Annotated in this window: 11 protein-coding genes; 1 reads left to right on the top strand and 10 read right to left on the bottom strand. The window is 42.9% G+C overall.

The window, feature by feature from the left end:
• Positions 1 to 30 precede the first annotated feature (30 nt).
• From lepB to IGJ74_RS03015, 9 genes are all read right to left on the bottom strand, one after another.
• Positions 31 to 510, bottom strand: a complete 480-nt coding sequence (gene lepB, locus IGJ74_RS03055; RefSeq protein WP_008378013.1) for a signal peptidase I — start codon at positions 508 to 510, stop codon at positions 31 to 33.
• A 76-nt stretch (positions 511 to 586) separates the two neighbouring features.
• Positions 587 to 2005, bottom strand: coding sequence for an HTH domain-containing protein (locus IGJ74_RS03050; protein WP_087665095.1), 1419 nt, complete (start codon positions 2003 to 2005; stop codon positions 587 to 589).
• Positions 2006 to 2086: 81 nt separating this feature from the next.
• Positions 2087 to 5107 carry a WxL domain-containing protein gene (locus IGJ74_RS03045; protein WP_016611274.1) on the bottom strand — a complete coding sequence of 1007 codons (3021 nt, stop codon included), beginning with the start codon at positions 5105 to 5107 and terminating at the stop codon, positions 2087 to 2089.
• A gap of 1 nt (position 5108) precedes the next feature.
• Entirely contained in the window at positions 5109 to 6173 is a 1065-nt protein-coding gene (locus tag IGJ74_RS03040) for a DUF916 and DUF3324 domain-containing protein (protein WP_034871881.1), read from the bottom strand.
• A 92-nt stretch (positions 6174 to 6265) separates the two neighbouring features.
• A complete protein-coding gene (locus IGJ74_RS03035; protein WP_016611276.1) occupies positions 6266 to 7192 on the bottom strand; it encodes a WxL domain-containing protein in 927 nt (308 codons plus the stop codon).
• A gap of 23 nt (positions 7193 to 7215) precedes the next feature.
• A complete protein-coding gene (locus IGJ74_RS03030) occupies positions 7216 to 8031 on the bottom strand; it encodes a WxL domain-containing protein (protein ID WP_218193221.1) in 816 nt (271 codons plus the stop codon).
• Positions 8032 to 8043: 12 nt separating this feature from the next.
• Positions 8044 to 8412, bottom strand: coding sequence for an LPXTG cell wall anchor domain-containing protein (locus IGJ74_RS03025; protein WP_008378002.1), 369 nt, complete (start codon positions 8410 to 8412; stop codon positions 8044 to 8046).
• Between the two features lie 1192 nt (positions 8413 to 9604).
• A complete protein-coding gene (locus tag IGJ74_RS03020; protein WP_228085392.1) occupies positions 9605 to 9820 on the bottom strand; it encodes a hypothetical protein in 216 nt (71 codons plus the stop codon).
• 379 nt (positions 9821 to 10199) lie between these two features.
• A complete protein-coding gene (locus tag IGJ74_RS03015) occupies positions 10200 to 10595 on the bottom strand; it encodes a DUF7006 family protein (protein WP_008377999.1) in 396 nt (131 codons plus the stop codon).
• 487 nt (positions 10596 to 11082) lie between these two features.
• Here IGJ74_RS03015 and IGJ74_RS03010 point away from each other — a divergent pair, with 487 nt between their 5' ends.
• A complete protein-coding gene (locus IGJ74_RS03010; RefSeq protein WP_008377998.1) occupies positions 11083 to 12570 on the top strand; it encodes a helix-turn-helix domain-containing protein in 1488 nt (495 codons plus the stop codon).
• Positions 12571 to 12697: 127 nt separating this feature from the next.
• On the opposite strand, the gene IGJ74_RS03005 is transcribed toward IGJ74_RS03010, so the two are convergent.
• Positions 12698 to 13060, bottom strand: coding sequence for a DUF7006 family protein (locus IGJ74_RS03005; RefSeq protein ID WP_008377996.1), 363 nt, complete (start codon positions 13058 to 13060; stop codon positions 12698 to 12700).
• Positions 13061 to 13076 lie beyond the last annotated feature (16 nt).

Below are 13076 nucleotides of genomic sequence, written 5' to 3'. Positions count from 1 at the left end.
ACAGACACGCTGACTGACCACGTTGAATCCTTAAAAGAAATTCAAGACGACCCCACGAAGCGCCTCGCTCGTCACCATACCAAATTCACGACTATCGATCGAGTGCATGATCGCATCCCCAACGACGAAATACTCTCCTGGCTGCAAGATGCCTCCGACCGGCAATTCCCTCGCCGTTTCTTGCGTCAGTGTAAAGGTATAGGAAAAATCATAATAGGACCCTGATGCACCCAATAGCAAACGATTGCCACTGCGCGCATAGGAATCCCCAGGAACCCCGATCACTCGTTTTACGATCAGCAGCCCTTCATGCTCAAAAGCGACGAGATCATAACGATGCGGCAACTGATTCTTTTGAATAACGACTAACTCGTTGTTTTGAATAATGGGGGCCATCGAATCACCGCTGACACGAGCCATTTTGTAGTTTGAAAAGAAATAGAACAGCAGCAGTAGCAGACAACTTATCCCCAACACACGAAGTACCAATTGCTTTTGGAATCGACCCATGATACCTGTTGCTCCTCTACCATAATTTTACGTCGTACGTAGCGTTTGACTGATTCTACCGTTGGCTCTACCGTTTTTAGCGAGAGGCAGACGCTGCTTGAAGCTCTTCACTAGGAACAGAGCCTTTACATTGACCAAGAAAATCGGCTAAAATCGCCTTGCCGAGACGTTCAATGGAATTTGGCTCAATCGGTCGTTCCAACCGATAGATGGGCTGTTCCAATTCCAGCAAAAAGAGCGGTTGATCAGTGACTACCACCTGGCGGGCGGTGAAAATCGACAGCTCACTCGTAGTCTCGACGACGACATCCACTCCTTGGGCAGCCAGCCAATCACTCAGACGTTGTTTGATCCAGCCTTTGATTTTCTCATTTCCACACAAATGATAGGTGATCATCAGCTGGTTGTTTTTTAACTGCTGGTTCTTTAGATAGGACTCGCCTATTGTCAGCAAATAGTGAGAAGCAGCGCTAGAAAGTGCCTTCGTCTTTCCAATACCAGACACTTCTGGCTTTCGACGATCCCGCAGCAAAGGAGGTGGCACATGGAAGAGCCGATCCAGTAACATGACTGCTAACGTCACTTGCACGAATACGCGATCTTCTCTCAATGTCTCTGCTTGCTTGGGAAACGTCTCTCGCAAGCTATCGATTGGATCAAAGGGCACCGTTTCTTCGACCCACGGATGTTTCAATAAAAACGAAAGTACCCCTTCATCTGCCATCATCAAAAACAATAGGACACACCGTTCTTGCTGCGACAAGGACCTGCAGACCTCCAAGCCTTCGATGACAAAACCCGTTTTTTCTAGAAACAACCGACAAAAGTCAGCCATTTCCCAATTTCCTTCCAAGCGTCCACCTTGTTGCGCCCGTAAAAGAAAGACCTTCGTCCACTGCAACGAAACCACTGGATCGATCGGCAAGGACGGACGATACCGCAGTGTCAACGTTTCAGCCAGCTGCTCAAAGATTTGGTAGGGCTGTTCCTCTTCTTCAAAATAAAAGGCTTTATAAAAATACCGTATGTTTCCTTCTGCCCCTTCTAGGCACCACTGCTTTTTATTCAAGGTCAGTTCATAAGCAGCGAACAAGGTCTGAAGCTGACGACATTGTTTCAAAAAGGTTTGATTGCCTAATCCGGTGATTGCAACAAGTTTTTCCGGTATCGCCGTTTCTTGCTGACACAAGAAATGCAGAAACAACAGATTCGGGTCATCCGCCAACAATGCTCGCTTTTTTTCCTGATACTCTGCCAATTCTTGGATCATCAATTCATAACCATTGCTGGCAGATGCGAGGATCGTCGAAGCCCCAAAGAGTTGGCGCAGTTCCTCAATGTCTGAAATAATCGTCCGCCGAGAAGCGCCGCAAGCATGTGCCAGCTGTTGCCCACTTAAAGGACCGCAACATTCCAACTGCCGCAAAATCGTCAATTGCCGCTTGCACGTCATTGAAAATAAACTGTTCATCAATAAAGACGGCTTGTTTCTCATCGTTTCACCTCCCCACACATTCGAAAGAAGAGAAGCTGCAGGCGACTTCCAGCAGCTTCTGCTTCCTTCTTATTCAAACTTTTATGACTCAGGTCTCGGAACAAAGCTTAATTCCCAATAAATCGTGCCGCGATAAGCAGTTGCTTGGGGGTTGGCACCAATCGGGACTTCCAGTTCCACACTGTTTTCCATTGTTTCACTTGAGCCATAATGTTGGATCCACGTCCCTCCACCATGATTCTCTTGAGCCGAAGCCAAGGTTTTACTTTGACCTGCAATAAGTTCAATGGCTTCTTGATAGTCTGGCGTCTCCGACTCATTCGAACCAGTGGTTACCATATGGATATTTGACAAATAAACGCTTGCCCCTCTTAGTCGTTGCCTTTCATCATGCGTACCCACAAAACCCTCTTCAGATAAGCGAGCACTCAGTGTCCAACCAGTAGTAGCGACCCTCCGATCCGATACTTGGATATAATTGGGACGGTCCCCTTCATGCACATCCTCATAAACTTCCCGCAACGCCTGCGGCTTTGCTGGATATCGAGTGGTACTTGAAAGAATTGGTACTTCTCCAAAATCGAATTGAGAAATAAAGTCGATGCTGACAAATCCCTGGTTTTCTGGCAAAACAGGAGGATTCACAGGATCGACCGTTTCATCCGGGCGAAAAGGATCCCGCGGATCCACAATGTCGATTTTCTCTACAATCACCGAATCCTTTCCCCATCTCCCATTCAAAAACGCCTCGGCTGTCACTAGCTCTTCGTGACGAAAATGTTGGAAGTTTGGAAATTCGGATAAATCAAACTGAAAGTTTCCCTCTTCATCAGCTTGGACGTGAAAGAATTCTCTGCGTCCATCTGGATCCGTTACAGTACCAAGGGAAGGATTTGGTTCGGGCATAAATGCTTCCCGCTCAAAACGAATATAGCTATTGGGATTTGCTCTTCCAGAGATGATCCGAGAATTTGATAAGGTCGGATCTTCCGTTAATGGATTCAACTCTATTTCAACTTCAGAAACTTGCTCGAAAAGCAATCGTTGGCTATGAGTCGAAAAATGACTACGTACCCCTTGTTCCACTGTTGGATCCAAAGTTACGACACTGTTGATTGTTGGATTGATCCAAGTAAGGTTGGTACTCATATGAATCAAAGGCATCCACTCATGGGTAGACTGCACCTCATCAAACTCACCGTATTGCCATTGTTTGATTCCTTGAAATTCGATTTCCAGTTCATTGGTTCCATTTAAGTTGATCAAACTTCCGTTATTAAAAGAAAGCGGCGCCGTTCGTTCTAAATTGACCTTTCGGGCCTCATTGAACGTCAACTTCGAAAGATTTCCAAAAAAGATCAAATTTTGAGAATCATTGCGACTGTCCGAACGAATATCTAAAATAGCATCTTTACCAACAGTGATACTGTTTTGAGGTTCCCAGAAGCCAACAACATGTGCCGATAAGTTGGGTTGATTTTCCGCATCAATTTTTAACATACTACGTTCCTTTAGATTGATATGGGTGTTGCCTCCTTGAAATGAAAGAATATTCCAATTCCATCCATTCGTGTGGCTTCGATTCTCTAAGGATTGGATATGCACTTTGCTGTCTTCCAAGAGATCGATGGTATGGTTTCCATGAAGTGTGGAAATCGCAGAGGCGTTGATCTGAGTGTCAAGTTTTAATTCTGCTCCCTTGCCAACAGTCAGATTCCCACCACCATTTCCAAAATAGACATTCACACCATCGGCTTCCCCTCTAGTCCCTTCAAAATTTGCTTTCATGGAAACTTTGGCATTCTCTCCAATAACCAGTTCTGGATGATTCAAACCATGATAAAATAAATTTCCTGAACTGATGGTCGACAATTCTACTTCTGCATTGGGACTGATCAAAAGTCGATGGACTTCAAAATTTGCTTGATTCCAAGCATTGATCTGCCAATTTTCATTAAAAGTCGAACGGTAGCTTCGTGCTTGATGTGAGGTAACCTTTCCTGAAAGCACTGCGGTTGTACCAACGGAATGCAAAAGCTGATTCCCAATGTTTTCAACATTATGGTACCGCATGGTCGATATGGCTTGATTGTTAACACCCAAAGTAGTAACGTTCATAGGTCCGTAATAATTCCCATGATAAAGGGTAATATTTTGATACGAAATATCCCAAGGAGATTCTGGTACCATCGTACTATCCAAGAAGCCAACAGCAACCGCACGAAAATCAATTTGGTATTTTCCTTGTCCATCAATAATAAGAGTTCTTGAGATTCCCGGTTGGCTGATATAGACATAAGAGTCTCCACTCGAAATATTAATTGTACTTCCTGATACGCCTGAAGCTATACCTTCAATCGGATTATCACTAGATTCAAAGCTGTCGATCAACTTTATATGATTCACCTCTGGGTCCATGACAGCTTCTAAAAATTCTAGCCAGGAGCCTACTTCTTGTTCTCTTCGCCTATCTTCCAAAAGATCAAGATTGCCTTCATCCACCTCGATGTCATCAAAAAATGAACCATCTGATTTGACAGGATCCGCTGCTAAGTTAGTGCCAATCGGGTGGTCGTCCGTTTCCATAGGGGGCCTCTCCCCCTCATCTCCGGATTTTCTTTCTTCCACGTTCAAGGTAAGCACTGTCTCTGCTACCGTTATTTCATAAGTACCTACGGATTCTATCGTCAGTGGTAGACTAAACGACGTCAACGGCACTTCGGAGTTCAGAAGCCATTGCTCGGGATCCTCGGTTTGGGTGATCACTATTTCTTCCATTAAAAATGTTTCTTCTATGATCGTGGCTGCAGGCAGCTGGATGTCGATGCTTGTTAGTGGGCGGTTTGTTAAAAACATGATCGGAAACACTTCTCCAACATAGGCTTGCTGGATTTCTTCCAGAAAAGAAACCACCAACTCCTCTTGATCCTCTAAAGATTCTTCAAAAGAAGATCCAGTGAACACCTCGCCTAACGTACCTTCTCTTCCTTGCCATGCATGTAGTGGTTCAAAAAAGAACACACGAATAGACGGAAAAAACAAGTAAACACTAAATAGTCCTACCATAAGTGATAGTACTATCTTTAGTGTTTTTTTTTTCATTTTACTGATCCCCACCTTCCTTTGTCTTTTTTTTCTTGTTAATGATTAAAACAACAACGATGATCAATAACAAAACAAGTGCGGCGATTCCGCCAATCAGCCACCAATTGGTTTCTGGTTCCAATGTCACGTCTTCCTCATTTAAACGTCGGGCATCAGCAGCCGCAATCGTGAAGAGTTCTTCCCAATGCCATTCCTCCCCTTGTGAACGGGCCGTCATAGTTAGAACATAGTCTCCCGGACGGAAACGCTCGCCATTTAGAGGAATCGGAAAATCCATCTGCGAATTTGGGGCCATCTGCATGCTTGTGCGCTGCGTTTCATACAAGACGGTGTCACTGCCGCTGGCACGAATCTCAGCATCAATTTCTATGTGGTTGACGAAAGTCGGTGTGTAATTTTGAATCTTGGCACTGATCACGTTCCGATAATTGACTTGACTGGCAAAAACGTCCAGCAATTCAAGGCCCGGATCCGTTGACGAGCGGTTATTGCTTACGACGACTCCTAAAATAAAGGCAAACTCATTACGAATCCCGATGCCTTCTGTTTCTGACTCCGTTGCCGTAGCATCGCGGACCTCTTCTACTCGGATCGCCCCTGCCAGTATCCCATCAAATTCTTCCTCAGGCATCGTCAGAGGCAGTGTAAGGATCCGTTCTTCTTGGGCTTCTAAGGTGATGACCCCTGGTGCTTCAATCAATTCTGCAATCGAGGCAGGCAATGTCGGGTCAGGAGCTTCGGCATCACGACCGTATTCTACTACCCCATTGACATTCGTGAAAGCAGTATGAGCCGATACTTCGACGTCGATGGTTTCTTCCGATGTATTTTGGACGCGCAGCTGCAATTCTTCTTGTTCCCCTGCGCCTAAATTCAGATCAAAATAACCGCTAGCACCGCCTTCGATCTGACTGTCAGGGAATATCGGGGTTACAAAAAAATTCAACTCTGATTCAATGTCATCATTTGCTCTTACTGGTGTCGGCCAAGCAATCAATGAGCATAGCACGATCATTGCAGTCAAAAGCCGCAGCCAGCGTTGGTTTGTTGGTTGTTCAATCACTGTTGTTTCTCCTTCCAAAAAAGGCAGGAATAACGGTCTACTCCTGCCAGTTGTTTCACATTATTGTTGCGTTGCTTTGAAGATTAGTCGTCTTAGTCTGGCACTGTTTCACCATCGGCGTCCATCGTACTTGTTAAATGCCAAGTTAGTGTTGCCGTATATTCAGTAGCTTGTGGTGTAGCCGTTCCCGGGATATGCAGGCGAATGGCTTGATTCAAAACTGGATCTGTTTCTGACTCGTGAGCAGCATTTAATTCTTCTTGATCCCCCCAATAAATAGACGATACACCTTGCCCTTGCCCATCGGTAGCAGCCATCACTGTAACGTTGGTCGAGTTTGCAGGGACAATCAAACTCTGGTTTCCTAATTCGTCTGGTGTGGTAAAGGCATTAGGAAGTAACTGCAGTAAATAATCCCTATCCTCATGGTCATCAGGCAGTGCCTTCAGCTCTTCCTCAGTAGCGCCATTGTGAACAATGGTTGGATTAAGGAATTCTAAATAAGCCCCTCTCAAATTACTCCCGCTGGATGTAGTAAACTCTGTTAAATCAAGATGCAGTCCCCACTGTGGATCATCCAATCCGCGAGTATCAACGATTTGCGCGAAGGATACATATGGTACTCTTACCTCTTCGCCATTATCTCTTGAGATTTCCTCCCCCTCATCATCACCGGTGACAAGCTTTTCTTGTTCAGCGATTATTGGATAAAATTCATTAGTAGTTGAAATTCTTTGTATGCCAAAATCAAATTTTTTCGGTACATGGGCAATCGTTAACGGTCCGGTTGGTGGATCTGGATCAACGATTGTTACTGGTGGATACGGTACAGGAGGAACGACCTCTACGCTCTCCCCATCACCAGCTCGGAACTCAATATTATTTTCTGTATTCTGACGACGTCTTTCTCCACTCGGCTCTGGGTTCGGTGTTGGTTCATCATTTGCTACTGCTTGTACACCGCCTGCGAAGATCGTAGAGGTCAGTGTTGCGACTGTTGCTAAGCGAATCCATTTCATTTTTATTCCTTCTTTCTTTTCTTTTAGTTTGTTTCATCGGCTTGCGCCGTTGGAACTGTTTCTCCTGATTGCGAGGTAGTGGTCGTCAATTGCCACGTCAAAGTCGCCACATACAAGGCTGCATCTTTAGCAGTCGCTCCCGGGACGAACAATTGGATCGCCTCATTGCGAACCACCGGCGCCTGGGCTTGGACCTGCGCATTCAATTCATCTTGATAGCCCCAAACGACGGATGATGTGCCTGCCCCTTTGCCGTCATCAGCAGTCAGAACAGCTTGTGCTGAACCATTGGCATCCAAACGCAAGCCTGCTTCATGTGCGGCCGGTGCGTTTTCTTGGTTGTGGCTATTGTAGTCAACTTCTCGTGAGGTAAAGATGATTTGTGCCCCTCGCAGTTCGTTGTGTTGCGTCCCTGATTCAAACGCACTTAGTGCTACAGTCAAACGCCAGCCAGCATTTGACCCACGGGTATCTTGTACTTGGGCGAAGGAAACATACGGTACTTGGTTTTCTTCCCCTTGGGTATCCGCTAATTGTTGCTTTTCTGCCACCATCGAATAGACGGCATCTCGGTTGGAGATTTCTTGGGTACCAAAATCCAAAGTCGGCGCATAAGCGATCGTCAATGGTCCTGTTTGTCCATCTGGTCCGATCGGCGGTATCTCCACATCGGGGCCTGGATCAGGCGGTAACACTTCCGTCGGGTCTCGATCATTGGGCACAAAACTGACTTGCCCATCGGTTTCAGCGACTCTTACTTCAGCGGCGGTCCCTTGGATCCCGCCAGTCAAAAGGGTTGCGGCAAGTACGGTGCTCGTTGCAAATCGCAAAAATCTCATAAGATCATTCCCTTATTCTCTATTACTCAACTTTTCTTGTGTTCTTGAGGTTGTTCGTTCTTTTTGGTACCTGCGTGTCTTCTTCACTGTTGAATAGCCAGCGATCAATAGCAGCAATGATCCGAGTGCCGTGGCACTGGAACTTTTTCGGGTATTCGTCTGCGGCAAACGTCCCCCATCCCCGCCAGGTTGTGTCGGTCCGGTCGGTGGTGAAGGTTCTGGTTTGTCTGGTTCATAGACACCCGTGAACTGGACTGAGCCTTCTGTATCGACGGAACGCTCCTCTTGTGCCGAAACTAAAATCGTCGAAGCACTGATCACTTGAAAAAAAGCAGCGAAGATCATCAGTTTGACCCAAAAATTCCCCCTCGCTCTTTTCATTCTCCCTCCCCCTTTTTGACATCATCAAGCCTAAAAACCACCCTTTTTTAGACACCTTTACTTAGACGGTAACCTTGAACAAAGTCGATTGGTCTTTGTTTCAGTTGGCTTCCAAAATCGCTGGGTTTTATCCTCGATATACTTCATTATAGCTATCTTTGTGATGCGGGAAAAATCAATAAATTCACTGGCTGATGAAATCTATGCCTAAATAAAAAAACAAACCCCCGTTTTAAATAAATTATTCAACATAGGATATGGCTAAAGTGAGAAATCCTTAACATCTACCAAAACGCTTGTTACCATAGAAAAATCATATATCAATCTCCAAAGCACTTGCAGTTCTCCATTCTATAAAAGCCACAATAAAATAACGGTAAAAAAAGAGGGGGGGACTATCCTTATTAAGAACGTTCCTCTCTTTTCATCTGATCCCCCAAGCTACGTTTGTCGGGTATTCTTTCTTTTATGTTGTTTTTCTTAGAATCACTAAACTGATAAGAACATGAAGCATGCCTGTCAGTGGTCATCTCCTGCTCGTTTGGTATTTCACTACGGAATACAGTTGGGTGGTTCCTCGACGATTGGCGGATCATCAGCTATGGTTCTTCTTTCGGAGCGCCACCTTTCCCATTCATTTTCACTTATCCAGCCCTTTCCCGGTACTCTGTTGTTGCCAATACAGATGTAGCCAAACCAACGCATACTCCAATAGCTATTGCAGCGCTAAAAACTTTGGCGTCTCTGTCCATTGCTTTATCTTCTCTATCTAATATCCTTCGGTACTCCCTTGAAATGCCGCTTGGCTAAATCAGCCATTCCTCCATGAAGCATTTTATTGACTCTCTCGTATGTAGTTCTTCGGCCATCCATTTTTTGATTACTATTTACAGAACGAATCGATTCTTCCAGCCTCCCCCTTAAGAATTTTTCATTTCCTTGAAAAAAGCTCTCCACGGGACATTTGAAAACAGGCCTATTTGTTAGCACAAAAAAACAGCAAACGATCCCTTCTTGGTTTCACCAAAAGAAGCAAACGTTTGCTGCAGATTTGTTTATGTTAAGTAAGAGCCCGCGAAAGGCTCGTCTCGGTCGTACTATTTATGTATACTTTTGCTTACAAACAAGCGATTTCTTCCTATGAAAAAACGCTTCTTTGCTGATCATTGCTGTTTAATTCTTGATCATTCTCCTAAAGATTGCTTCTCTTTCCTTGTTCTGCCACGCTGGACCCAAAAATACATAACCAGCAGAAAGAAATAGCCAAGCAAAAGAATGGTTTGCCCCAATTGAAGCCAGCTGCGAAGGATCGCAGATATGCTGGGAAGAAATCATACATGCCGTATTGTGCCACCGATATGCCTACCGACAAGGAGGCAAAAATAATAAAAAGTTTCATTCCGTTCATGTCCTACCTTCAAGCGCTTTTTGCTTTTTTTCACGTCTTACACAGTAATTATTTTAATGAAGAGAAAAAAACATTCGTCTTTGTCGTTGACTTTAGCGGTCAATCTGTTGTTTCTTAAAAACAACTCTTACTCAAGCAAGGAAGACCAACCAATTGCCTTCCCCACTGCGTTGTTTGAGTAGTCCATCTGCTCTCTGTCATTCTCAAGGGTACGTTCCACCTGAAAATCATCCTTTTAGCCCCACTACTACTCTCCATTTATTTCTCCAAAAAACTATCTATAAAACTTCCCCAATAGTCTATTGAACATCATCGTTTCCCATTTATCTCAATTTTTTTCCTAAATCTCAGGTCTACTCGACGTATTAGACATAAAACTTCAGGACTCCGCTAAGTGTTCACTCAAATAAATCAAGCCCATTTTGGGTTTTTGCGTTAACTTTGCCCCCGTGATCTCACGGTAAAAATACTTATGGTCATTTTCTATCATTTCAATGACTTCTTCCTCACTCATCCCAAGGTCATCTAGCAATCCCTCTTTGCGATTGTTGCTGATTTCCATCAATATTTGCAATTGTGCATCAATCGCCAATAAGTGGCCCCACTGAACAAACAGGTTTTCTTCCTTGCTATGAAAAATCGTTAAAAACTCTTTTGCTAACCGATGATAAAAGGCATTTATTTTAGGAAAAAAGCGTAACACCCCTTGTTTTTCTAGCTCTGTTTGAAAATGCGCCAAATATTCTTCTGCTCCCGCTATCTTTTCTGCCAGCATATTAGCCTCCTCGTAATCTATCTGCATGTTCGTTTCCAGTTTACACTTTCTGGTAACCGTAGATGTTCTTCAACCAATCAATGTCTTCTATTTTCTTTCTCTCTCATTCGTGGATACCCCTCAAGTACACTGCATTTCTAGGTATTGATGGCACATTCACTCATTTGCTAGTTACATTTACTGTTTATTTTCTCCCTTTTGATCCAACCAACAGTTCACAGGTTTCCTCTTGAGAAAAAACAAATACTCCTAAGCATCGGACTATGGTCTCACTATAGCGTCAAATATCCTTAAAAAAAAATAGCAATTTTCACCTGTCGGTGAAAAAACCTACATTGTATCAATTCGTTTCAACCGTTTACATCCACCAGAATAATAAAAATCGAATATTTAGTCAAATAAAATAAAATTAAATATAGAAATTGAAGTTTTTTAACCAATTGTTTATAATGTGTTTATTTCTTTTTTAAATTCAACGGGGGCAACTATGAAAAATTTTCAGCTAAAATTTATCAAAAATCGTTCTTTAATCCGACGATTGCAATTATTAAATGAATTTGAGAAGAATCCATCTGCAACATTGGGCGATTTATCAGAAGTAACAAAAAGCAGTACCCGTACGATCATTGCGGATATTGCCATGATTCGCGAACATTTTAATGATGCGATCGAAATCTATTCCTCTAAGTTTGGGTATTTATTTGAAGAACTTGATCCCGAGGGGTATATCAAACAAAAACAAAATTTAGTTAAAGACGAGCCATTTTTTATGATTTTGGAGAGTATTTTTTTTGATGAATTACAATCTGCTCTGGATTGGAGCTTGACCCTTAATCTTTCTGAACAAGCATTGCTCAGTTACTTAAAAAAAATGAACGAATTATTAAAGCCCTTCAAACTTCGTCTATCAACAAACCCTGTCACATTGATAGGTTCCGAAATCGATATTCGCCGCTTTTTTTGTCTGTTTTATTATGAGTCAGATATCAATGTCAATACGATCTTCCCATCGCTGGATGTCCAAGATGCTGTCATTGAGATCACCAATCTTTTGCATTCAAAAAAGCAACCGGCTTCTACTTTTTCTTACTTTTCCTATATTCTCTACATTACACTGGAACGCAGCAAGAAAGGGTTACAAGTCGAACTTTCACCTGAACTAAAGGACATCTTTTATGCTTATCATTCATTGATTGCTCCAGATACGTTAAGAGAGATCCTTTATTCCTATTTTCATTACCATCTGCCAGAGGACGAAATCATTTATTTGTTACTTTGTCTCATCTGTCGCCGAAAAATCAATCATCCTTCGATCGAAGAATTTTGCCGAAAGTATAATCGCTGGCCTGAGATCCAACAAGTGACAAAAGATTTCTATGCCCTAAATCAAGGCAATTCCTATGATGAACAAAAAGATTTACACTGGTTAGAATCATTTTTTACGATTGTGAAAATACGCGATATGCTCTCGCCCATCATGAATGTCAATATTGACGATCTTACGCAATTCGTCAAAGAGAAGTTTTCCTACGAATATAAGAGAAACTATGCATTTTTGGCAAAACACAAGCTAGTCAAAAAGCTGTATTCATCCTCCTATCTTGACGATTTCTGTGCCAGCTTAACGATTCATATGGAAGCGATCAAAGAAGAAAATTGGGGATCACAACGGACGATCGCCGTGATTTTTGAAGGAAACGAATATGTTTGTGAATATGCCGAAAGTATCGTGCGAAAATATTTGGGTCGCTTCCATACATTGTATTATCCTAATGCCAGTGAACTCTCTCCAACCTATTTAAAAGAAAAGCAAATTGATCTATTAGTCACCAATTATTCGGAGTATACGACAGAATACTTACTGGAAGTAGAATGCGTTCTTCTAAAATCTTTTCCAGATGCGACAGATTGGAATCGATTACTTAATCAAATCAATCCACGGATCTTGCGTCTGGTTGTGTTGGACAATGCGTAGGTCAACTTGCTAGACACTATCTTGTGGAATCATTACGGTCACAAAGCATTTCGAAGTGTTATTTTATAAAAACCATTCTTACCCAACGAGTGGTTGACACTCTGATTTATCTCAGCGATCACAGTGTTCATTTCTCGCTGAGATAAATCAAGCCATGGGGCGCTTTCTGGTTTGTGCCGATCCCTGCCATTTGTCGGTAATAGACATTTTTGTCCTTTTTGATCATTTCGACGATCTCTTCTTCTGCTAATTCGATTTCTTTAAAAAAGTCGTGTCGGAAAAAATCTAAAAACATTTGCAGTTGGGCATCGATTTCTAGCAAATCCGCCATTTGTTGTAGCACATTATCGTACTCGGTATAGCAAATTTCTTTGAATCGTGTTTGCAACTCTGTACATACTTGTTTGATTAAGGGAAATTCCTGCAAGTAACAAAGTTCGCTGTAATTTTTTAAATAGGCTTCTGGTGTCATATGTCCTTTTTTCATCATGATTGCATCATTCCTA

This window comes from Enterococcus sp. AZ009, from assembly GCF_050548785.1.
Taxonomy (GTDB): Bacteria; Bacillota; Bacilli; order Lactobacillales; family Enterococcaceae; genus Enterococcus_D; species Enterococcus_D entomosocium.
The sequence above is the reverse complement of the archived record's forward strand: the minus strand, read 5'-3'. Positions and strand labels throughout refer to the sequence as shown.

Excerpts from the sequence above, each read along its gene's own strand:
- IGJ74_RS03010 (WP_008377998.1), top strand. The coding sequence starts at position 11,083 with ATGAAAAATTTTCAGCTAAAATTTATCAAAAATCGTTCTTTAATCCGA.
- IGJ74_RS03050 (WP_087665095.1), bottom strand. The coding sequence starts at position 2,005 with ATGAGAAACAAGCCGTCTTTATTGATGAACAGTTTATTTTCAATGACG.
- IGJ74_RS03005 (WP_008377996.1), bottom strand. The coding sequence starts at position 13,060 with ATGATGAAAAAAGGACATATGACACCAGAAGCCTATTTAAAAAATTAC.
- IGJ74_RS03015 (WP_008377999.1), bottom strand. The coding sequence starts at position 10,595 with ATGCTGGCAGAAAAGATAGCGGGAGCAGAAGAATATTTGGCGCATTTT.
- IGJ74_RS03025 (WP_008378002.1), bottom strand. The coding sequence starts at position 8,412 with ATGAAAAGAGCGAGGGGGAATTTTTGGGTCAAACTGATGATCTTCGCT.
- IGJ74_RS03030 (WP_218193221.1), bottom strand. The coding sequence starts at position 8,031 with ATGAGATTTTTGCGATTTGCAACGAGCACCGTACTTGCCGCAACCCTT.
- IGJ74_RS03035 (WP_016611276.1), bottom strand. The coding sequence starts at position 7,192 with ATGAAATGGATTCGCTTAGCAACAGTCGCAACACTGACCTCTACGATC.
- lepB (WP_008378013.1), bottom strand. The coding sequence starts at position 510 with ATGGGTCGATTCCAAAAGCAATTGGTACTTCGTGTGTTGGGGATAAGT.
- IGJ74_RS03045 (WP_016611274.1), bottom strand. The coding sequence starts at position 5,107 with ATGAAAAAAAAAACACTAAAGATAGTACTATCACTTATGGTAGGACTA.
- IGJ74_RS03020 (WP_228085392.1), bottom strand. The coding sequence starts at position 9,820 with ATGAACGGAATGAAACTTTTTATTATTTTTGCCTCCTTGTCGGTAGGC.